We start from the raw sequence: 21209 nt of genomic DNA, 5'->3' as shown, positions 1-21209 counted from the left end.
CCTCAGTCATGCCCTAATTCTTCAAGAAAAAATTGATTTAGAGCTTTCCAGTCTTTCTTCACCTCGGTAACACTTTGAACGTATGCATCCAGCTCTTTGATGTTTTTGATGATGTAGTACTGGATTGGCATTATCGGATCAATTTCCATACTTTCGGGACCGTTTATCTTAATGTCAAGTAACCTTGATACATGCTCCTGCATTTGAGAAGGAAGCAATTCTTTGACCAAATCATCAAACAAAATCGGTGGAACAGAATGATATTTTTCAATCCAGCGACAAGCCAAAATAGGACGCAGCGCATAGAAATATTTTTTAGGTTTGACCTTGTCTCCTGAAAGATACTTATTCATTTGAGTTCTTGCAGTGTTCAAGTAATGGTACAGCATTTTTTTCTCAGAAAAATACTGGGTTGCAAGTGGACGTATGTGCTCGATAAAATCCGTTTGTTGATAAACAATTGGTGACTGTAACCATTCAAATAGTGTAGGATTAGACTTATAAAGGAGTTTTAAAGTCTTGTCTAAATCCCAGCCACTCACATCCCAAGTATCGTCAATTGGTAGTTCGATAACATCGCGCTGTTTATTCAAACGGAGATAAAAATCTTGCTTGTGTTTGTAGATAAATCGTACATCAAAGTCACTATCGGGAGACTCAAAGCCCCATGCACGACTACCAGACTCAATAGCCCACAAAACTGTGACATCGAAATCACGCTCAATTTCTGCTAATTTTTCGGGTACCAGAACATTCATTTCTTCTTGCGTTTGCATAATAAAGCCTCGTCTATAATTTGAACATAAACAGTTACTAAAATAGGAAACTAGGAGGACTGAAAGTGCTTTGTATCAAACTATCAAAACTACTACCAAAATAACTAATCCATCTAGTAGCTTTTTCAGACATTTTCTATACCTGAGACCTTTAAATGACAGAATCTCCATCATTCCAATTCCGAGCAATTTCTTCATCTTTATGGAGTTGGTCTACCAGTTCTTCAACAGAGTCAAATTTGACCATTTCACGGACACGGTCTAGCCAGTAGACAATGACTGTCTCACCGTAAATGTCATCTGAAAAATCAAAAATATTGACTTCAAAACGTGGCTCTTCTCCATCGAAAGTAACATTTTTCCCGACACTCGCCATTCCACGATATCTTTTACGCTGCACTTCGACATCGACTACGTAAACACCATCAGCTGGCATATAGGTTCGATCTCTTAAAACTAAGTTTGCTGTTGGGTAACCGATAGTCCGTCCACGAGCATTGCCATGAACAACCATTCCACGTGATGGTAGAGGAGTGCCAAGTAACTGACCAGCTTCTCTGACATCTCCATCAAGAATAGCTTGACGAATACGAGTAGAACTAATTTTCCCCTTTTCATCCTCAACGGGAGGAACAATGATGATTTCTCCATCAAAATAGTCCTTCAAATCATCCGCAGTTTTCTTATCAGAACCAAACGTGTAATCAAATCCCGCTACAATAATCGCTGGTTTTAATGCTCTAACATAGGTATCAAAGAACTCTTGCCCCGTTAAACTAGCAAATTTACTACTAAAGTCAAGTAAGAAAAGAGCCTCTACTCCATGCCATTTCATCTTATGTTCTCGTTCTTCATGGCTAACAATATGAAGCATTAATTCTGGCTGGTACGGTTGCAAAGCAAGCTTAGGGGACTCTGTAAAGGTCATCACGACAACTGGTAGATATTCTTTCATAGAAGCCTTGCTAGCTACTTCAAAAAGCTTCTGATGTCCTTTATGAATACCGTCAAAATATCCTAATACAAGAACTGTTTTATCAGGTACTGCGATGTCTTTTTCATTTTTTATAGGTACTGTTGTAATCATGAAACTATTATATCATAGAGAAAGCCTTTTCGCTAAAAGGAAAGCCCAAATGTCGTTTTTTGCCCCTGAACTGACCTTAAAAAATCATTCAAGATGTTAGTTTTAAAAAATAGCATCCCCTAAGAGATGCTATCGTTTGGTAACTAGTCTACTGTTTCTTCCAAATCTTTTAACTTCACCGAAACAATTTTTGAGACACCTGATTCTTGCATGGTCACTCCATAAATAGAATCGGCTGCTGCCATGGTTCCCTTACGGTGGGTTACGACGATAAACTGGCTGTCCTTGTCAAAACGGTTGAGGTAATCTCCAAAGCGTTTAACATTGGCTTCGTCCAGCGCAGCCTCTACCTCATCCAAGATAACAAACGGGATAGTCTTAACTCGGATAATGGAGAAGAGCAAGGCAAGAGCCGATAGGGCTTTTTCCCCTCCACTCATGAGATTAAGAGACTGGATTTTCTTGCCTGGTGGTTGAACAGAAATCTCAACCCCTGCTGTCAATAAGTCTCCCTCAGTCAAAATCAGGTCTGCCTGACCTCCGCCAAACATCTGCTTGAAGGTCACTTTAAAGGACTCACGAATGGCTTCAAAGGTTGATTTAAAGCGTTCCTTGACCTCATCATTCATCTCTGTGATAGTCTCTAGGAGCAGATTTTTCGCTGACAAAATATCATCTCGCTGACTATTTAGAAAGTCCAGACGGTTGTGTACTTCTTCGTACTGGTCAATAGCATCCAAGTTGACTGGACCCAGTGAGCGAATAGCCTTCTCCAAATCCTGTACCTCTTGCTCTGCCAGATTGAGATTTTCCAACTCATGTGCTTTTTCTAGAGCCTCAGTATAGCTAATCTGATACTGGTCTGTCAATTGACTTTGTAGATGGCGCAAGCGCTCGCTGATCTTTTCTTTCTTGGCTTCAACACGTGTTTGCTTGCGAATCCACTCCTCATTCTGCTGGCGAGCCTGATCCAAATGACTAGCAATATCATCCAGTTGACCTTCAATATCATCCAACTCAAACTGCTTGCGAATTAAACCTTGTTGGAGGTTTGTTTTCTGAGTTTTGGCTTCTTCGGCCTGTTGACTGAGCAATTCTATATCAACCTTCTCAATATTATCAACCTTTTTTTGGAGAAGGCGCTGGATTTCTTCTTGTTCGATATCCAGATTATCCAATTCCTTGCGTAAACGTTCAATATCCGCAACTTCGTAACGTTTTTGCCCTTGCAGTTCTGTCTTAAGCAGGCGAGCTTGCGCTACCTCTTCCTGCAAGTTTTGATAGCGTTCTTGGATGGCGTTTTTGTTAGACTTAATTTCTTCAATCTCAGCTTCCAGATTTTGCTTGTCACTGGCGATTGTAGCAAGACGCTCTTGGCATTTTTCCTTGTCTGCTTGCCAATCTCCTTCAGAAAGACGATCTAATTCCTCTTCTTGGAGTTTCCAAAGAGTTTCTAACTCTTCAACTTGCTGACTGGTTTGCTGATAAGAGAGGGATAAGCCCTGCTCCTGAATACGAGCCTGCTCTCCTAGAGATTTGATTGCTTCTAATCTTTCTGTCAATCTAGTCATCTCATCTTGCAAGGTCTTCAAAGTCGCCTCTTCTGAACGCAAGCTTGCTTCTTCTTCAGCAATTTCTTTTTGCAATTGCTTCAGCTCTGGCTTGATAAAAATACTGTTATTCTGGCGATTGGCTCCACCTGCGTAAGAACCACCTGTGCGCAACTCTGTACCGTCCAAAGTCACCATACGAACCTGATAACGAACCTGGCGAGCTGCTGCACGCGCATGCTCTACAGTATCAAAAATAGCCGTCGTAGCTAGCAAGTTCTTGAAAATAGCTTCCAGTCTCTTATCAAATGCCACCAACTCATCAGCCATACCAAGGAAGCCTGAACTTGATGCGATAGTATCTTGGTTCTGACTTGAAATCGTACGAGCCTTGATAGTCGTCAACGGAAGGAAGGTTGCACGACCTGCTCTGTTTCGTTTGAGGAAATCAATCGCCTTGGTTGCTGCCTCTTCATCTTCTACGATGATATGCTGACTGCTGGCTCCAAGCGCAATCTCTAGGGCAGTTTGATAATGCACATCAAAGGTCAGGTGCTCACTGACTGCACCAATAATTCCACCAAGGCGGGCTTTTTCTTGGAGAACACTCTTAACACCTGCATAAAAGTTACTATGATTTCTCAGGATATTTTCCAAACTCTGAGCTCTCGCCTGCTTGTTTTTAAGACTGTCCAGACGGTCAAAGAGTTGACTTTGTTGAGCTTGATAGGAAGTTTTCTGTTCCTCTTGCTCCTTGGCAATAGCTTGATAGTCGGCCAATAATTTCTGAACCTGCTCCTTGGCAGTTTCAAGCTCTTCTTTTTGCTGACTAGCCTTCTCTTTAGCTGTAGCCAGCTGTTCTTTCAGCTTTTGTAGTTGATCTGCTTGTTTTTGAGAAAGCTGACGACTATTTTCCAACTCATTCTCGATACGGGTTAGTTGGTTTGACACATCTGCTTCTTCTTGTAAAAGAGCGACAAAGCGTTCACGCAAGAGCTCAATCATTTGATCAGGATTATCTGAAAAAGCCAACAATTCAGCTTCTAAACGATTGAGTTTTTGATTATTTTGGACTAGATTTTCTTCTAAGAGGGCTAAAGAGCTTTCTTTTTCAGTCTTTTCCTGACTTAGAGCATTTCTCTTATCCTCCAAAGCAGCCAAACGAGCTTGTGCTTCCTGTTGATTCAGAGCTACTTGCTCAGATTCTAATTTCGATAGGGCTAATTTTCTCTCTAAATCACTAATCAGACTGGTCAAATCCATCAAACTGCCTTGGTCTTTGGCCATTTCAGCCTGTAAATCTTGGCGTTGCTTCTTGAGATTCTGATTTTCTTCCTCTAATTTTTCCCGCTTTTGGTAGTAGCTCGTCAAGAGTTCCTGAACCTGAGCCAACTCTTCTTCTGTCAACTCTAGTTCAGCCTTATTTTCCTTGATTTGAGCAACCAAAACATCCAAGTAAATAGCTTTACGTTGGCCTTCCAAGTCTAGAAACTTACGAGCATTTTCAGCTTGCTTCTCAAGAGGCTTGATTTGATTATCCAACTCGTAGATAATGTCTTCTAGACGATTCAGATTATCCTGAGTTTGTTGCAATTTGCTCTCAGTTTCTTTTCTGCGAGTCTTGTATTTCAAAACTCCTGCAGCTTCTTCGAAAATGGCACGACGTTCCTCAGGCTTGGAGTTGAAAATCTCCTCAACCTTCCCTTGGGAAATAATGGAGAAGGAATCTCGTCCCAAACCTGTATCCAAGAAAAGATCATGAATATCACGCAGACGTACTTTCTTACCGTCAATCTTGTATTCGCTATCTCCGCTGCGATAGATATGACGTTCTACCCTGATTTCATGACCTGCATCCTTGATAAATCCGTCATTATTATCCAAAGTCACAACTACAGAAGCATAATTGAGCGGTTTGCGACTTTCAGTTCCAGCAAAAATGACATCTGGCATCTTGCCGCCACGGAGACTCTTAACACTTGACTCTCCCAAGGCCCAACGCAGACTTTCTGTAATATTCGACTTTCCAGATCCATTGGGTCCAACGACAGCAGTCACACCTTGGTCAAAGACGACCTTTGTCTTGTCAGCAAAAGACTTGAATCCCTGAATTTCGATTTCCTTTAAATACATGAATCCAGCCCTTTCTCAACGGCATTTTTGGCAGCTTCTTGCTCTGCTAATTTCTTAGAACGACCTTGACCTTGACCAATGCTCTTGCCTTCCACCAGAACTTCTACATCAAAAACCTTATCGTGGGCAGGACCCGTTTCAGAAATTACCTGATAACGGATAGCCACATCACCATTAACCTGAAGCAACTCTTGGAGATGGGTTTTGTAGTCTGTAATCATCTCAAACTCGCCTGCTTCAACCTTAGGAATCATGACTTGATAGATAAATCCCTTGACCTTGGCCACATCCTTGTCCAAAAGGAGGGCACCAAGAAAGGCTTCAAAGGCATCACCAAGAATGGTGTCACGATTGCGACCACCAGATTTTTCTTCCCCTTTACCCAGCTTGATAAACTGGTCAAACTGGCAATCACGCGCAAAACCAGCCAAACTCTCCTCGCGAACAATCATGGCACGGAGTTTTGATAGGTCCCCTTCAGGCTTTTTAGGATATTTTTTATACAGATATTCTGAAATCAATAACTGTAGAACAGCGTCTCCTAAAAATTCCAAGCGTTCATTGTGTGAAATTTTTAAGAGGCGGTGCTCATTGGCATAACTCGTATGAGTAAAGGCAGTCTCCAGTAAGTTTTTGTCTGCAAATTCGATTGCAAAATGGTTTTTAAGTACAGTTTGTAATTCTTTCATACCAACCTCTTTCTAACTGATAACAGTCCTTTTTATTATATCAAAAAAAGCCCCCTGAGTCACTTTAAAACGGGACTAGAGAGCATTTGGGAATTCTTTAAAAAGAGATTTTCAGTTTTAAGGGCCAATTTAGGGCTGTGTAAAGAAAAAAGCCCTATTAAAGGCTTTTTAGGATGTTTACATCCACCCTGAGGGAATCGAACCCCCATCTCAAGAACCGGAATCTTACGTGATATCCATTACACTAAGGGTGGAAACTTGTTTTATTATAACAGAAATTTGCTCTAATAACAAGTTTTTTTCTAGTGAGGTAGCCCGTCTTAGTGGGAAGCATCCCCATTCCAGATCGAGTTTTTCACGATAACATAATCAACGTGTTTAAGGTCAGCAACCTGACGTCCACCTGCATAAGAAATAGCACTTTGAAGGTCTTGTTCCATCTCAGTTAAAGTGTCTTGCAAATGACCTTTTGCAGGAAGCAAGATGCGTTTGCCCTCCACATTTTTGTAAGCACCTTTTTGATATTGTGAGGCTGAACCATAATATTCTTTGAACTGTTCACCATCGACTTCAATCGTTTTCCCTGGACTTTCAATATGTCCTGCAAAGAGGGAACCAATCATGACCATGCTAGCACCGAAGCGGATAGACTTGGCAATATCGCCATGAGTACGAATTCCTCCATCAGCAATAATCGGTTTACGTGCAGCCTTAGCACACCAGCGGAGAGCAGCCAATTGCCAACCACCTGTACCAAAACCAGTCTTGACCTTGGTGATACAAACCTTACCAGGACCGATTCCGACCTTAGTAGCATCCGCACCAGCATTTTCCAATTCACGCACGGCTTCTGGTGTTCCCACATTTCCAGCAATGACAAAAGTATCTGGCAATTCTTTCTTGATGTGTTGAATCATAGAAATCACGCTATCCGCATGACCGTGAGCAATGTCAATCGTGATATATTCCGGAGCATCAGCCTTGAGTTGGCTAACGAAATCATACTCATAGTCCTTAACACCGACAGAGATAGAAGCAATGAGCCCTTGATCGTGCATTCGTTTAATAAAAGGAATGCGTCCTTCCTCATCAAAACGGTGCATAATGTAGAAGTAGCCCCCTTTAGCTAGTTGCTCTGCTACATTTTCATCCAAAATCGTCTGCATATTTGCTGGTACAACAGGTAGTTTAAAGGTATGATTTCCTAGAGTGACACTTGTATCCGCTTCTGCACGGCTTTTAATCACACATTTATTTGGAATCAATTGAATATCTTCGTAATCAAAAATTGGAAATTCATTTAACATATCGATGTCTCGTTTCTTTTGTAATGACCTACCTATGCTTTCGCATCACTACGTCTTTTCCGACGTTTCCTTAATTTATTATAAACTAAAGTACAGTTTTTGTCAAATAATTTTATAAATTAAAATATATTGTTCGGGTTTTGATTATATCAAAGACAGAAAAGAGGAGAGATTATTTTCTCCCCACTTCTTCTACATTCTAATAATACTCACCCTGACGGTAGTCCCATGAGTTAAAGGTATCTGACAAGTGCATCATAATCTTATCAATATCAAGCCCTTTGCGGATTACAACTGGAGCTGGTGAAGTTGAGCGTGCTCCTCCTTGTTCTGGGATGAGTTTGCCGTCTTTATCGACCATAGAGACCATCACACCTTGCTCGTAGCGAGTTTCAATCGTTTTGTCAGGCTGGATAGATGCCACATAGTCGTCTGCCTCGATAACAAGGTCCACTGCGCCTTCGATACGTTCTCCAATTCCTTCTACCTTACCACGATTTCCTTTTCCAGATGGGTTTGCAGATGAAGCGTATACCATCTTGCCTTCTTCCCAAAGTTTGGCAGCCAATTGTTCACCAGCTTTCCCAAATTTGATAACAAAGCAGCTAGTACCACGCACGTCAGTCATAAGTTCTTCACGGCCATCACCGTATGCTTTTAGTTTTTCAAAGGCTTCTGGTTTCCAAGGAAGGATACAACCAAGAAGAATGTCTTCGTCCCAATGTTTTTGGTAAAAGGCTTCAATTTCTGGGTTGAGTTGTGCTAAAGCGCGAAGCTCATCCATGCTACCGCAGAGAACAACACCTGGTTTGTTACGGTTACGCTCTTTAGCTTCAAACTTGCGTTCAAGTCCTGCCTTATCGCTAGTCATGATGATGTAACCAACTTTAGTAGGGCAAACAATACAACCGCTCTCACCTTTTAAAATGTCATAGCCTTCTTGTGAAAGTGTTCCGTTCCATTGAATGTGTTTTGTCATAGTTCTATTTCCTTTTCTATTTTTCTTCTAATTCTGCCAATAGGCTGGACGTTGTTTTTCATAAGCAGCAATCAAATCTTCATACTGCAAAGTAATACCGATATCATCCAAACCATTTAAGAGTTTATGTTTCCACTCGCTATCGATTTCGAAAGTGAATTCTCCAACTGGTGAGATGATTTTTTGTTGTTCCAAGTCCACAGTTACCTGGTCACTTGGTTGTAGCTGAGCTAGTTTCTCTCGAACCTCTCTGGGCTGTACAATAGGCAACATGCCATTATTGAGTTCATTATTGTAATGAATATCACCAAAAGACCCTGCAATCACGACCTTGAAACCATAGTCCGCTAGAGCCCAAGCTGCGTGTTCCCTCGAAGATCCTGCCCCAAAGTTATCCCCTGAGATGAGAATACTGGCTTTCCGATATTCAGGTCGGTTAAAGACAAAGTCTGGGTCCTCAGTATACTTGTCATCCAGATAACGCCAAGCATACATGAGGTACTTACCAAAGCCTTTCTTATCGATTAACTTGAGAAACTGCTTGGGTAGGATTTGGTCAGTGTCAATGTTATCATTCATGAGAGGAACGGTCGTTCCCGTATAAACTGTAAATTTCTCCATATCCTCTCCTTACTGAGCTTCTGGCATTTGCCGAACATCTACGAAGCGCCCTGCAATAGCTGCCGCAGCTGCCATGGCTGGACTGCAGAGATGGGTCTTAGCGCCAAAGCCTTGTCTGTCTTCAAAATTTCGATTGCTGGTTGAGGCGCAGTGAACGCCATCTGGAACCTTGTCAGGATTCATCCCTAGGCACATAGAGCAACCTGGGTCTCTCCACTCAAAACCAGCATCTAGAAAGACCTTGTCCAAGCCCAACTTTTCAGCAGCTCGTTTCACAGGACGAGAGCCTGGAACCACGATAGCCGTTAAGTTGGAAGCAATTTTCTTCCCTTTAACAAATCGCGCAGCCAGTTGCAAATCGCTGAGACGAGCATTGGTACAAGAGCCGATAAAGATATAACCTAGTTCAATATCTGCTGGCTTTTGACCTGGTTCCAAATCCATATAATTGTAGGCTCGTTCATCATTCATATCCTTAATTTCTGGGAAACTACTGTCAAAGTCAACCCCCATAGCAGGGTTGGTTCCCCAGGTCACCATAGGAGCAAGGTCTGAGACATCCATCTGGATAACCTTATCGTAAACGACATTCTCATCACTGACAAGGGTCTTCCAATCTGCCACAGCCTCTTCAAAGTCCTCTGGAACACATTCCCGTCCCTTGAGATAATCATAGGTGGTTTGGTCCGGATTCATGATTCCCATCTTGGATCCAAACTCGATGGACATATTGCAGATGGTCATTCGTTCTTCCATGCTCAGTGCATCAATAGCTTGTCCACGATATTCAACCACGTAGCCAACACCACAAGCAACGCCGTACTTGGCAATCAAGGCTAAAATGAAATCCTTGGAATAAACTCCTTTTTGAGGAACTCCAGTGAATTCAACCAACATTTTCTTAGGTTTAACCTGCCAGAGGGTCTGGGTAGCGAAGACATGCTCAACCTCACTAGTCCCAATCCCAAAGGCGATGGCTCCAAAAGCTCCATGGGTTGCCGTATGGCTGTCTCCACAGACAATGAATTTTCCTGGTTGAGTTCTTCCTGTTTCTGGACCTACCATGTGCACGATTCCCTGTTTTTCAGAACCATGGGCCGCATGTTCAATCCCAAACTCCTCAACATTTTCAGCAAGCTTATCAATTTGAGCCTTGGAAATGACATCTCGAATATCGTAGATATTGACCGTCGGGACATTGTGGTCAAAGGTTCCAAATGTCAAGTCTGGTCGTCTCAATCTGCGACCTGCGTCTCGTAATCCTTGAAAGGCTTGAGGGCTGGTCACTTCATGAATATAGTGCTGGTCCACATACATGAGTTGGGGCTGCCCCTCTTCTCCTATGATGACATGACGGTCCCATAATTTATCAAAAATCGATTTTCCTGCCATCCATTACCTCCAAATAACATATAAGGCTACTAGTGTGGTCATCATCCCAAGAAACCAAACTGTTTTAAAATACCATTTTCGAGTCTTGTGGTGAAAGATGATTCCTGCTAGCCAGGCACCAAAACCACCACAAGTAAAGGCTAAAATAAGTAAGATTTTCTCTGGGATGCGCCAAGCTCTTCTCCTTGCCTTGGATTTGTCAATACCATAAATCAAGAAAACCATGACATTCCAAATCAAAAGGACTAGAGTAATTTTTTCGTCTAACTTCATAACCTTGCAATAATAGCTTCCGTCATTTCCTTGGTCGAAGCCTGTCCTCCTATATCTCTCGTTAAAATTCCAGCTGCCAAACTTGCCTCAACAGCACGCTCGATACGCTCTGCATCCTCATAACGTCCGAAACTATCTCTCAACATCATGGCAACTGATAAAATCATGGAAATAGGATTGGCAATTCCTTGACCTGCAATATCAGGCGCTGAACCGTGAATAGGTTCATAAAGACTTGGTCCATTTTCAGAATGACTGGCTGATGGCATAACCCCAAGTGTACCAGATAGGACGCTTGATTCATCAGATAAAATATCTCCAAAAAGATTCTCCGTCACGATGACATCAAACTTAGCAGGATTGGTAATCATGAGCATGGCAGCTGAGTCCACCAACTGGTGTTCCAAGGTCACATCTGGGAAATCCTGTGCGACCTTCTCAGCTACTTTCCGCCAGAGTTTTGAAGTCGCTAGAACATTTTGCTTATCGATACTAGTAACGATTTTTCTGCGATTTCTTGCAATTTCAAATGCCTTACGAATAATCCGCTCTACTTCTTCATAGCTGTAGTCGTTGATATCACGCGCTTTGCGCTCTTCAAGGATATGATTTCCAAAATAAATCCCACCCGTCAACTCACGCACTACGACAAAGTCTACACCAGCAATTCGTTCTGGTTTGAGTGGTGACAAATGCTTGAGACTCTCAAAAATCTTAACCGGGCGAATATTGGCATAGAGATGGAGTTCCTTACGGAGAGCTAGCAAGCCTTGTTCAGGCCGAACCGCTGCTCCATCATACTGAGGACTACCGATAGCCGCTAGGAGAATGGCATCTGCTTCACGACATACCTTGAGAGTTTCATCAGGTAAGGGATGCCCTGCAGCATCGATACCTGCACCTCCAAAAGGTCGTCTATCAATCTCATAGTCAAAACCTGGTTTTTCAGCTAGGGCTTCCAGGACTTCTAAACCAGCCTCCATGATTTCTGGGCCAATTCCGTCCCCTGCTAGAGCTACTATTTTTTTTGTCATAGCATTCTCCTTTACACACTAGGCATATCTCGATAGGAAACACTACGTCCCATCTCACCAGCATTCTCTTTTTGAACAAAGGTATTAGCATTGATATAAGCAATAGCCGAAGCCTTCAACACATCGAAATCAAGACCTGTTGCGTTAAAGATGGTTTCTGTATCTCTGTTTTCAACAGTTACCAAGACCCGAGCTTGGGCATCAATTCCATCTGTCACCGCGTCAATAGTGTAAGACACCAAACGGACGGATTGGTTAAAGAACTTATCGATAGCGTTAAAGATTGCTTCAACAGAACCTTGTCCTGTCGCATTGAACTCAACTTTCTCACCATCCATATTAGCTAGGCTAACAAGCGCTTCGATGTTATTATCCTCATGAGTTTGAAGTTGTAAATCATCAAAGTGGAAGCCTTCTGGATTTTCAACCACGGTTCCAGCTACCATAGCTCGAATATCTGCATCTGTGATTTCTTGCTTTTTATCAGCTAGCTCCTTGAACTTAGCAAAGAGTGGTTTGATGTCCTCTTCTGTAAAGTCTAGAGCCAGTTCTCTTAGTTTCTCAACAAAGGCATGGCGACCAGACAATTTTCCAAGTGGGAGGCTGTTACTCTTGACACCGACCAATTCAGGAGTGATGATTTCATAGGTAAGAGGATTTTTAAGGACTCCGTCTTGGTGAATACCAGATTCGTGAGAAAAGGCATTGCCACCGACCACAGCCTTGTTTTTAGGAACTGGAATACCTGAGAAGCGAGAAACCATTTCTGACGTATTGATGGTCTCATTTAGGACAATACTGGTTTCTGCTTGATAGTAATCTTGGCGAATATTGAGCGCAACTGCTATTTCTTCTAAAGCAGCATTTCCAGCTCGCTCACCAATACCGTTGATAGTTCCTTCGACACGTCCTGCCCCATTCTTAACAGCAGCAAGGCTATTAGCTACTGCCATTCCGAGGTCATCATGACAGTGTGGTGAATAGATAATCTGACGATCCGTCTTGACATTCTCAATCAAGTGTTTGAAGATAGCTCCGTATTCCTCTGGTGTGGTAAATCCTACCGTATCAGGGATATTGATATAAGACGCCCCTGCATCAACCGCTGTTTGAACAACTTGCAAGAGGAAATCCAACTCTGTTCTGGTCGCATCTTCAGGAGAGAATTCGACCACTTCAAACTTGGAACGTGCATAAGAGACATGCTCACTGATTGCTTCCAAAATCTCTTCCTTGCTCTTATTGAGCTTATACTTTCGGTGAATCGGACTGGTAGCGATAAAGACGTGAACCTGTGGATACTTGGCGTCCTTGAGAGCCTCGTAACAAGCATCAATATCAGACTTGACAGAGCGAGCCAGACCAGTTACCGCTGTTTTCTTCAATACTTTAGCAATCTCCTGAACTGCCGTAAATGAGTCTGGGCTAGCCGCCGGAAAACCAGCTTCGATGGCTGAAATACCCCATTTCTCCAGCTGCCTTGCTATGGCAATTTTTTCTTTGATTGAAAAGTTAACACCCGGTGTCTGTTCTCCATCCCGAAGGCTGGTATCTAGAAATTCAACTGTTCTCATAAGATTTCCCCTTTTCCAAATGTGGTTTTAAAAAAACATCTCGCTCAGAAGTCCAAGCGAGATGTTGATTCACTCCCGCTTGGTAAGCCAAACAGGACTAATGCTTTTTGCACTAGCCCGAGTACCTCAACAACAAAGCGAATTGATTAAACTTAGCTGTTTTCATGTTTGACTTTCTCCTTCGTTTGATATCTTGTTTAGTATTTTAGCATAGGCAAAAGTACTTGTCAAGAAAAAATCCAATATTTTCTGAAAATTTCTTCAGTAGAGAATATTTTGCTAATTGAAAGTTCTTGAAAATTCTTGAAATGTTTCATTTTTTAATAGTTAAATTCCAGCTTGTTTCTATCAATTCCAGTACTTCTTCATCTGATAAAGTATCATCAAGGGACACACTAATCCAGTAGCGTTTGTTCATATGAAAGGCTGAATAAATTCCCTTTTTTGAAAGTAAGTCAGCTACTTGGTCATGTTTGAGGTTGACTGCTTCCACCTGTCCTTCTCTGCCCTTTTCCAGCTTATCCCAAGAGATTTTCATCAAGACGGCATACCACTTTTTATTGCCTTCGTGTCTTAACACTGCCGTATCAGGCGATTTCTCCCACAAATACTCCAACTGATTACCATACTGTTCCTGAACTTGAGTCATGATTCGCTTAGTCTGAGGGCAGATAAAATCCTGTACCTCAAAACAAGCCTTCCGAATCTGGTAAAGAATCTCCAAACAAGCCTCACGGACACTTCCTACAAAACTTCCCCTCATGCTTTCCATATGGACTTGAGGATAGAGGTCACCAGTCTCCTGATCAAATACCTGAAAACTCACATTATCAGTAGTGATGGACACAGTCATGACAAAGTCACCCTGCAAAATCTGGCAACTATAAGTCCAGACTTCCCCATTTTTTACAAAACCATAGGCATGAGCTTTTTCTTTATTAAACTGGTAAGATTTAAAAATTTCAAACATAAGTGAAAACTGCTACCCTAAGCAGCAGTTCCTTTCTATTTTTTAAAAGACAACCTTAGTACCATGTAATTGTGTCACTCCCAGTTGGTCGATAAAGATTTGACGGTTGTCAAGGTCAATCCCCCCACCTGGTAGAATTTCAATTTTACCTTTAGCGTGTTCCAAAATTCTGTGATAGTGAGCAAAACGTTTCTCTAGTGAATCTCCAGACACACCAGCACGAGTTAGGATACGAGTAACTCCAGCTTGACTAAGCCAGTCAATAGCTTCCAGTTGATCATCATCACTCAATTCATCAAAGGCCATGTGGAAGACAATTTCCATTCCTTTTGATGCAGCAATTAACTTTTCAAGATTAGGCTTATCCAACTTCTTATCAGCAGTTAAACCCCCAAATACAACTCCTTGACTTCCAGCCTGAGCAGCCAACCGAATGTCTTCTAGCATAATTGCAATTTCTAGTTCATTATAGACAAAGTCGCCACCACGTGGACGAATCATGGTCATGATGGTTGTATCGTAGTTAGCTGCCAATTCAACCGCTGCCTTGGTCACTCCATAGCTGGGAGTTGTCCCACCAACTGCTAGATTGTCACAAAGTTCGATTCGACGAGCTCCAGCCTGCATCGCTTTTTCAAGCAAGGTCACATTTTCAGCACAAAATTCGTAAATCATTTGATTCTCCTTGAAGATTACTTTAAATTTATTATATCATATTGTTGTGAATATGATTTCAATTTTATCAAGGCAAATAACTACTATTTTAACTATTCTTTGTCTGGAATGACCTTGAAGAGATAATAGGTGATAAAGATGGTCAAAGCTCCCAGACCGATTTTGACTGGTAAGAGAGGAGCAAAATAAATGGAAATTCCCATCAAGATGTAGATAGATACAATGATTTTTTTCTTGCGTTCACGCGCAATAGACTTAGTCTCGCGAAAATCAGCTACATATGCTTGATAGAGCTTGGTATGATAAAGCCAGTCTTCGAAGCGCTTGGAACTTCTTGAGAAACAAGCAATAGACAACAAAAGAAAAGGGGTTGTAGGCAACAAGGGCAAGACAACCCCAACAATAGCCAAAGCCAGTGATAAAAAACCAATTATCAAATAGATAAGACGCATAACTTCTCCTAGTTAAAATAATCTTCTTCTAGTTTCGCATAAAATGATGAATTTTGTCAAGTTCTAACCAAAAAAGCCTGAAATTCACTTTCAGGACTCTCTTCTTATTTAATCTTTTCTTCTTCGTAATCACCCTTGCTACAAATAACCTGCTTGCCGCCACCACGGACTTTTTTCTCCATGAGGAAATTGCCACACTTTGGACAATCACGACCAACAGGCTTGTCCCAAGAGGTAAACTCACAGTCTGGATAGCGATTGCAACCATAGAAGAGGCGGTTACGTTTTGTTTTACGCTCAATGATTTGTCCCTGATGACAACTTGGACACTCAACACCAATCTCTTTAACGATTGCTTGCGTATGACGGCAATCTGGGAAATTGCTACAAGCGTAGAACTTACCAAAACGACCAAGTTTAATGACCATTGGACTGCCACACACTTCACAGTCAAATCCAGCTGATTCATCCTTGATTTGGATTTTCTCCATTTCTTCTTCAGCCTTGGCAACCTCTTTAGAGAAAGGTTTGTAAAAGGAATCAATGACACGTTGCCACTGCTCTTTTCCGACTTCGACATCATCCAGTTTGCCTTCCATTTCAGCTGTAAAGGTCACGTTTACGATATCTGGGAAATATTCAACGATGAGCTTGTTAACAATTTCTCCCAACTCTGTTGGTTCAAAACGTTTGGCTGCAAGGCGAACATAATAACGTTTCTGAATAGTTTCAATGGTCGGTGCATAGGTTGACGGACGTCCAACCCCATTTTCCTCCAAGGTCTTAATCAGTGTCGCTTCAGAATAACGAGCAGGCGGTTGAGTGAAATGTTGCTCTGGTTTGCTATTGACCTGCTTGACCACATATCCAACAGCCATATCCGGTAACATCTTATTCTTGTCAGAATCATTATAAATAGCAAGATAACCATCAAACTTAACCTGACTACCATTAGCAGCAAATTGAACCCCATTTTGAGACAATTTAACAGCCATGGTATCAAAGACAGCAGCTGTCATCTGGCTAGCCACAAAACGATTCCAGATAAGGGTATAAAGCTTGAGCTGATCCTTATCCAGATACTTAGCAATGCTTTCAGGTGTATTAAAGACACTAGACGGACGAATAGCCTCATGGGCATCCTGAGCACCTGATGCATTTTTTACCTTGCTACCATGCTTAGAATACTGGCTACCAAAACGGTCCGTAATGAAGCTTGCTGCCTCATTTTGCGCCACTGGACTAATACGAGTCGAATCGGTACGCATATAGGTAATTAAACCTTGCACACCAGAACCAATATTAATCCCTTCATAGAGCTGTTGGGCAACCATCATGGTCTTTCGAGTACGGAAATTGATTTTATTAGCAGCATCCATCTGCATAGATGAAGTGGTATAAGGTAAAGGAGCATTGCGCTTGCGCTCTTTCTTATCTACCTGATCCACTGAAAAGTCTTTACTAGTCAGACGAGACAAGACTTCCTTGACCTCATCATTGCTAGTCAATTTCAGCTTTTTGCCATCCACTCCATAGAAGGAAGCCTGAAATTGCTTGGTTCCCTTTTTAAAGACAGCATCAATTGTCCAGTATTCTTCTGGCTGGAAGGCATTGATTTCATTTTCACGGTCAATGATGAGTTTAAGGGCAATGGACTGTACTCGCCCTGCTGATAAGCCCTTCTTGACCTTCTTCCATAAAATAGGCGAAATCGAGTACCCCACCAAGCGGTCTAGAACACGACGAGCCTGTTGGGCATCGACCAAGTCCATATCAATCTTGCGTGGTTCTTTAAAAGCATTTTTGACCGCATCCTTGGTGATTTCATTGAAGACCACACGGTTAGCATCATTTTCATCCAAGTTGAGAATATGGGCCAAATGCCAAGAAATCGCTTCTCCTTCACGGTCCGGGTCACTCGCCAGAAAGACTTTATTAGCTTTTTTTGCTTCTTTTTTCAAGTCATTAATAAGAGGTCCTTTTCCTCGGATATTGATATATTGCGGTTCATAATTATTTTCAATATCGACGGACATACTGGATTTCTTCAAATCACGGATATGCCCAACACTAGCTAAAACCTTGTAGTTTCTGCCTAGATATTTTTCAATCGTCTTGGCCTTAGCAGGCGACTCCACGATTACTAGATTTTTTTTAACTGTTGATTTTTTCTTTTTTGTTGCCGTAGCCACAGTATCACACCTTTTCAAAGTAATAAACTTTATAAAGTGTAAACCATTTTGCCATAACTGTCAAGACTTAGCTCCTATATATAGAAGAAAAGTTGGTTTAGAAAGAGAAATTTTGTCTTAAAATTCAAATTCCGCAAGAACATCTTGCCCGCTGGTGACCAATTTTGCCCCTTCTTGAATCAAATGATGGCAACCGTCTGATAGTCCATCTAAAATGCTACCAGGAATAGCAAAAACATCGCGTCCTTCTTCCATGGCCCTCTCACAGGTAATGAGACTACCTGAGCGCATCTTAGCCTCTGCTACAATCACACCACGACAAAGTCCAGCAATGATGCGATTACGGGCAGGAAAATGAAATTTCAGAGGTTGTTCACCAGGTCCATATTCACTAAGAACCAGATGGTCATTGCTGATATAGTCTTGCAAGCGTTTATTGGCTTTAGGATAAAACACATCCAGTCCTGTTCCAATCACTGCAATAGTTTTACCGCCATTCTGGAGAGCTGCCATATGAGCTGCTGTGTCAATGCCCTTGGCTAATCCACTGACGATAACCAGTTCATTTTCCAATCCCTGAATAATTTTTTCAACCGACTTAGCTCCCTGTTTGCTGCAAGAACGACTTCCTACGACTGCTACCTTAGGAAATTTCAAGAGGTCGAGATTGCCCTTGTAAAATAAAAGCACAGGAGCATCGTATATTTCACTCAAATCCCAAGGGTAACAGTCATCTAAAATAGAAAAAGATGGAAATTTTTGAAACTCCTTCTCCAAATGCGCATCGTCTATCTGAAAATAACGTTCCATAAAAACAGCTGGATTTCGGCAACCTGATATATCTGCAATATCTCCTAACAACAGTTCTTGATCGAAATTTTCACCATATTCTAGGACCTTCAAAACCTGTTGATTGGTCAAACCTGATTTTTTTAACTTATAGATTTCATAGTTTGTGATTTTCATAAATATCTCCATTTCTTTTTCTACTCATCTATTTATTCGTAAAAAATCAAAAAAACATCCGACTATTTTAGCCAGATGTTGGAATCTTTAATTTTCATTTTTAAGAATTTCTTCTAATTTATGGTAGTCTTGGACACTATCGATTTCATAGATGCTATTGCCTTCTAATTCTTCAACATAGACATCTAACTCTTTGATATTATCCTTAACCATATTGTCCCAGTAGAGATCAACAAATTCACCACTTGCATAGGCCTTGTCAATAAAGCTAACAATTTTTTCTGCTGTTGGGGCATCCCAGAAGGATACACCACTAAGAATGCGACCTGCTTTGCTATCCACAATAATGTCTTGAACCTTGTAGTCATCTCCATAGACCAAGAACCATTCGTTGGTACAATCTTCACGATAAACACTAAAATAAGTAGAACGTGTCAAATCATTGCGGAACATATTTTTAAAGAGATAATTATCGGCATCAATAACATAGCTGTTGGCCAATTCTTCTTTTACAAGATAGAGAGAGTAAAAGTTATTGTAGTCAGCGTATTTATCATTGAAAACGAGGCGAACACCATATTTTTCTTTTAAGTAATCGAATTGTTCTTTAAGGTAACCAACGATGATGATGATGTCATGGATTCCCTTTTCTTTTAGAAACTCAATTTGGTATTCAATCAAAGGTTTTTGATTAACCTGAACCAAGGCTTTAGGGGTATTTTCAGTCATAGGACGCAAGCGAGTTCCCAAGCCCGCTGCTAAGATGATGGCTTTCACACAAATCTCCTTTATTCTTTAATAATAATATAAACTCCAGCAATAACGACAAGTGACGTAATAATTGTCAGCATATCTAGCGGTGCACCCAAGAAAACAACTGCAAACAAGACTGTCCATACTACATAGCTCACATTCAAGCCTGTAGCCTTGGCTGGTTGCAAGCGATTGATAGCGATATAATAAGCCAAATAGGAAATCATATCAAAGGCTGCAAAGACAATCATAAGACCCAACAATTGTCCATTGGCCACTTCTGCAAATGACTGATGAGAGAAGAGCACAATCACAAGATAGGACAAGAATGAAGTCACTTGGCGGATTAAGAGGGCTTCGATTTCACTCAATTCACTTTCCATGGCAAAAGAGCTAAGAACACTTTCGCTTCCCCATGCAATAGCACAGACCAACGCACAGAGAATCCCAATGTAGAAGGAATTGACCTGTTCAACCTTATAGGTCTGAGCAATAATTCCTGCAATAATCAAGACAATACCAAATACAGTATTTTTCGAAATCTTGTGCTTCAAAAAGAAGAAAGCCAATAAAACTGAAATCGCAGGATAAATAGCCGATACTGATGAAGCCAAGGAACTTCCGATATACTTAACCGCATAAAGATTGGCCTGCATACCGATAGGGCCTGCTAGCAAGGCTCCGATGATCACACTAACATTGCGAATATTTAAGAAAATTGAGAGGCGAACTTTTCCTTCTTTTACCAAGAGAAAAGCTAGTAGGATAAAGATACTCAAGAAATCGTGAGCAGCAGCCACTACAAAGGGCGACAAGTCAGTAAAAATTGAAAAGATATAAGCACTAATTGTCAGACCCAACCCCCAGAAAATACCTGAGAGTAGACCAAAAGAAACTCCATTTTTATTTTTCATCTGAACCTCCATAATAGGCCAAACCTTTAACAGCTCTTTGGTAACGATTCACACCATAGTCACCAAAATCTGCGCCTTGCTCTTCCTTATAGACAGTCCATAGACTCCAAATAGTATCTTGCAAAATTTTATAGATCGCAATCTTTTCACGAGAGACAGGTGTTTGCTCACTCTCATAGTGAGACAAGAAGTCTTCTTCCTCTTGACGAGTGAATTCAGACTCTAAAAAGAGAGCAGCCAAATCCCACATTGGATCGTTCATTGATGAATATTCCCAGTCAATCAAATAAAGTCGTCCTTGAGGTGATTCGATAAAGTTTTCAGGCACCAAATCAATATGACAAGATTTTCTGTCAACACCTAAGTCAGCCAGTCTTTTCTCTAAGGAGAAGACTTCTTCTCGAACAGCTTCATAGTTGGCATAAGGGATTTTCTCTTCAATCAAGGATTCGTATTTTTTGATTTCTTCAAAAGGAGCAAATTCTCCTCTTAATTCCTTACCAGATGCATGAATGGTTTGTAATATTGGAGCAATTTTGTCAAATTTGGTCTTGATTGACGTTGAATCAAGCGTAATCGCAGATTCGATATACTCATTTACTTTGATACCAGCTTCAATATCAAAAAGATAATTTTTTACATCTAAGTCTAAATTCTTTAGTAGTTCAAGATTGTACTTTTCATCTTGACGATTGATCAGCTTTTCTGTCCCTTTACCAAAGAATTTAACAATGTATTGCTTATTTGTTGTTTTGACCAAATAGTTTTGATTGGTCATTCCCCCCAGTTGTTCAACACTGAGGACTTCCTCTTCTTGACTAAGTAAGGAAGAAATTTTTTCTTTAATGATTTTCTCCACAATTAACCTCCAG

The 21209-nt window shown here is 41.2% G+C and carries 19 protein-coding genes and 1 tRNA gene; all 20 read right to left on the bottom strand.

Translation table 11 applies throughout. From position 1 onward, the window contains the following. Positions 1 to 2: 2 nt before the first annotated feature. The 20 genes from N8O43_RS04615 to licA all read right to left on the bottom strand — a co-directional run bounded on the left by N8O43_RS04615 (position 3) and on the right by licA (position 21196). Entirely contained in the window at positions 3 to 776 is a 774-nt protein-coding gene (locus N8O43_RS04615) for a nucleotidyltransferase domain-containing protein (protein ID WP_261089590.1), read from the bottom strand. A 151-nt stretch (positions 777 to 927) separates the two neighbouring features. Continuing rightward, a complete protein-coding gene (locus N8O43_RS04610) occupies positions 928 to 1863 on the bottom strand; it encodes a bifunctional riboflavin kinase/FAD synthetase (RefSeq protein WP_261065210.1) in 936 nt (311 codons plus the stop codon). Positions 1864 to 2006: 143 nt separating this feature from the next. Then, entirely contained in the window at positions 2007 to 5546 is a 3540-nt protein-coding gene (smc, locus tag N8O43_RS04605) for a chromosome segregation protein SMC (protein WP_261089589.1), read from the bottom strand. Further along, complete coding sequence (rnc, locus tag N8O43_RS04600) at positions 5537 to 6235, bottom strand: ribonuclease III (RefSeq protein ID WP_261089588.1); 699 nt, start codon at positions 6233 to 6235, stop codon at positions 5537 to 5539. The genes smc and rnc overlap by 10 nt, the downstream gene beginning before the upstream one ends. Positions 6236 to 6417: 182 nt before the next feature. Next, positions 6418 to 6489 (bottom strand) — tRNA-Arg (locus N8O43_RS04595). Positions 6490 to 6555: 66 nt separating this feature from the next. Then, the gene (locus tag N8O43_RS04590) at positions 6556 to 7542 is read right to left on the bottom strand and encodes a GMP reductase (RefSeq protein WP_261089587.1); all 987 of its coding nucleotides are present in this window, start codon (positions 7540 to 7542) and stop codon (positions 6556 to 6558) included. Positions 7543 to 7741: 199 nt separating this feature from the next. Beyond that, positions 7742 to 8521 (bottom strand): L-threonylcarbamoyladenylate synthase, encoded by a 780-nt coding sequence (locus N8O43_RS04585; protein WP_261028742.1) that lies wholly within the window; start codon positions 8519 to 8521, stop codon positions 7742 to 7744. A gap of 27 nt (positions 8522 to 8548) precedes the next feature. Beyond that, positions 8549 to 9142: a 3-isopropylmalate dehydratase small subunit gene (leuD, locus tag N8O43_RS04580; RefSeq protein WP_261089586.1), complete on the bottom strand. Its 594-nt coding sequence runs from the start codon at positions 9140 to 9142 to the stop codon at positions 8549 to 8551. 9 nt (positions 9143 to 9151) lie between these two features. Next, on the bottom strand, positions 9152 to 10534 hold the full coding sequence (gene leuC, locus N8O43_RS04575) for a 3-isopropylmalate dehydratase large subunit (RefSeq protein WP_261028737.1): 1383 nt from the start codon (positions 10532 to 10534) through the stop codon (positions 9152 to 9154). Between the two features lie 3 nt (positions 10535 to 10537). Beyond that, complete coding sequence (locus N8O43_RS04570; RefSeq protein ID WP_125385887.1) at positions 10538 to 10807, bottom strand: DUF1294 domain-containing protein; 270 nt, start codon at positions 10805 to 10807, stop codon at positions 10538 to 10540. Continuing rightward, a complete protein-coding gene (gene leuB, locus N8O43_RS04565) occupies positions 10804 to 11841 on the bottom strand; it encodes a 3-isopropylmalate dehydrogenase (RefSeq protein WP_261032079.1) in 1038 nt (345 codons plus the stop codon). The genes N8O43_RS04570 and leuB overlap by 4 nt, the downstream gene beginning before the upstream one ends. An 11-nt stretch (positions 11842 to 11852) precedes the next feature. Continuing rightward, positions 11853 to 13415 (bottom strand): 2-isopropylmalate synthase, encoded by a 1563-nt coding sequence (locus N8O43_RS04560; protein ID WP_261089585.1) that lies wholly within the window; start codon positions 13413 to 13415, stop codon positions 11853 to 11855. Between the two features lie 313 nt (positions 13416 to 13728). After that, entirely contained in the window at positions 13729 to 14385 is a 657-nt protein-coding gene (locus tag N8O43_RS04555; RefSeq protein ID WP_261008949.1) for an MmcQ/YjbR family DNA-binding protein, read from the bottom strand. 42 nt (positions 14386 to 14427) lie between these two features. Further along, a complete protein-coding gene (locus N8O43_RS04550) occupies positions 14428 to 15060 on the bottom strand; it encodes a copper homeostasis protein CutC (RefSeq protein ID WP_261008948.1) in 633 nt (210 codons plus the stop codon). Between the two features lie 92 nt (positions 15061 to 15152). After that, a complete protein-coding gene (locus N8O43_RS04545) occupies positions 15153 to 15512 on the bottom strand; it encodes a YbaN family protein (protein WP_001237214.1) in 360 nt (119 codons plus the stop codon). A 104-nt stretch (positions 15513 to 15616) separates the two neighbouring features. Further along, positions 15617 to 17704: a type I DNA topoisomerase gene (topA, locus tag N8O43_RS04540; RefSeq protein WP_261089584.1), complete on the bottom strand. Its 2088-nt coding sequence runs from the start codon at positions 17702 to 17704 to the stop codon at positions 15617 to 15619. Positions 17705 to 17821: 117 nt separating this feature from the next. Next, positions 17822 to 18670, bottom strand: a complete 849-nt coding sequence (gene dprA / locus N8O43_RS04535) for a DNA-processing protein DprA (RefSeq protein WP_203212761.1) — start codon at positions 18668 to 18670, stop codon at positions 17822 to 17824. Positions 18671 to 18757: 87 nt separating this feature from the next. Further along, on the bottom strand, positions 18758 to 19447 hold the full coding sequence (locus N8O43_RS04530; protein ID WP_020902399.1) for a CTP--phosphocholine cytidylyltransferase: 690 nt from the start codon (positions 19445 to 19447) through the stop codon (positions 18758 to 18760). An 11-nt stretch (positions 19448 to 19458) separates the two neighbouring features. Further along, positions 19459 to 20337 (bottom strand): DMT family transporter, encoded by an 879-nt coding sequence (locus N8O43_RS04525; RefSeq protein ID WP_000791828.1) that lies wholly within the window; start codon positions 20335 to 20337, stop codon positions 19459 to 19461. After that, positions 20327 to 21196, bottom strand: coding sequence for a choline kinase LicA (gene licA, locus N8O43_RS04520; protein ID WP_050077886.1), 870 nt, complete (start codon positions 21194 to 21196; stop codon positions 20327 to 20329). Before licA ends, N8O43_RS04525 begins: the two co-directional genes overlap by 11 nt. Positions 21197 to 21209 lie beyond the last annotated feature (13 nt).

The sequence above is a fragment of the Streptococcus mitis genome (genome assembly GCF_946190335.1).
Classification (GTDB): Bacteria; Bacillota; Bacilli; order Lactobacillales; family Streptococcaceae; genus Streptococcus; species Streptococcus mitis_CH.
The sequence above is the reverse complement of the archived record's forward strand: the minus strand, read 5'-3'. Positions and strand labels throughout refer to the sequence as shown.

What these genes read in the sequence shown, in the direction of transcription:
- N8O43_RS04550 (WP_261008948.1), bottom strand. Translation starts at nt 15,060, where the DNA reads ATGATTTACGAATTTTGTGCTGAAAATGTGACCTTGCTTGAAAAAGCG.
- N8O43_RS04610 (WP_261065210.1), bottom strand. Translation starts at nt 1,863, where the DNA reads ATGATTACAACAGTACCTATAAAAAATGAAAAAGACATCGCAGTACCT.
- N8O43_RS04555 (WP_261008949.1), bottom strand. Translation starts at nt 14,385, where the DNA reads ATGTTTGAAATTTTTAAATCTTACCAGTTTAATAAAGAAAAAGCTCAT.
- N8O43_RS04545 (WP_001237214.1), bottom strand. Translation starts at nt 15,512, where the DNA reads ATGCGTCTTATCTATTTGATAATTGGTTTTTTATCACTGGCTTTGGCT.
- leuD (WP_261089586.1), bottom strand. Translation starts at nt 9,142, where the DNA reads ATGGAGAAATTTACAGTTTATACGGGAACGACCGTTCCTCTCATGAAT.
- leuC (WP_261028737.1), bottom strand. Translation starts at nt 10,534, where the DNA reads ATGGCAGGAAAATCGATTTTTGATAAATTATGGGACCGTCATGTCATC.
- N8O43_RS04590 (WP_261089587.1), bottom strand. Translation starts at nt 7,542, where the DNA reads ATGTTAAATGAATTTCCAATTTTTGATTACGAAGATATTCAATTGATT.
- N8O43_RS04570 (WP_125385887.1), bottom strand. Translation starts at nt 10,807, where the DNA reads ATGAAGTTAGACGAAAAAATTACTCTAGTCCTTTTGATTTGGAATGTC.
- N8O43_RS04525 (WP_000791828.1), bottom strand. Translation starts at nt 20,337, where the DNA reads ATGAAAAATAAAAATGGAGTTTCTTTTGGTCTACTCTCAGGTATTTTC.
- dprA (WP_203212761.1), bottom strand. Translation starts at nt 18,670, where the DNA reads ATGAAAATCACAAACTATGAAATCTATAAGTTAAAAAAATCAGGTTTG.
- N8O43_RS04615 (WP_261089590.1), bottom strand. Translation starts at nt 776, where the DNA reads ATGCAAACGCAAGAAGAAATGAATGTTCTGGTACCCGAAAAATTAGCA.
- N8O43_RS04560 (WP_261089585.1), bottom strand. Translation starts at nt 13,415, where the DNA reads ATGAGAACAGTTGAATTTCTAGATACCAGCCTTCGGGATGGAGAACAG.
- rnc (WP_261089588.1), bottom strand. Translation starts at nt 6,235, where the DNA reads ATGAAAGAATTACAAACTGTACTTAAAAACCATTTTGCAATCGAATTT.
- leuB (WP_261032079.1), bottom strand. Translation starts at nt 11,841, where the DNA reads ATGACAAAAAAAATAGTAGCTCTAGCAGGGGACGGAATTGGCCCAGAA.
- smc (WP_261089589.1), bottom strand. Translation starts at nt 5,546, where the DNA reads ATGTATTTAAAGGAAATCGAAATTCAGGGATTCAAGTCTTTTGCTGAC.
- N8O43_RS04585 (WP_261028742.1), bottom strand. Translation starts at nt 8,521, where the DNA reads ATGACAAAACACATTCAATGGAACGGAACACTTTCACAAGAAGGCTAT.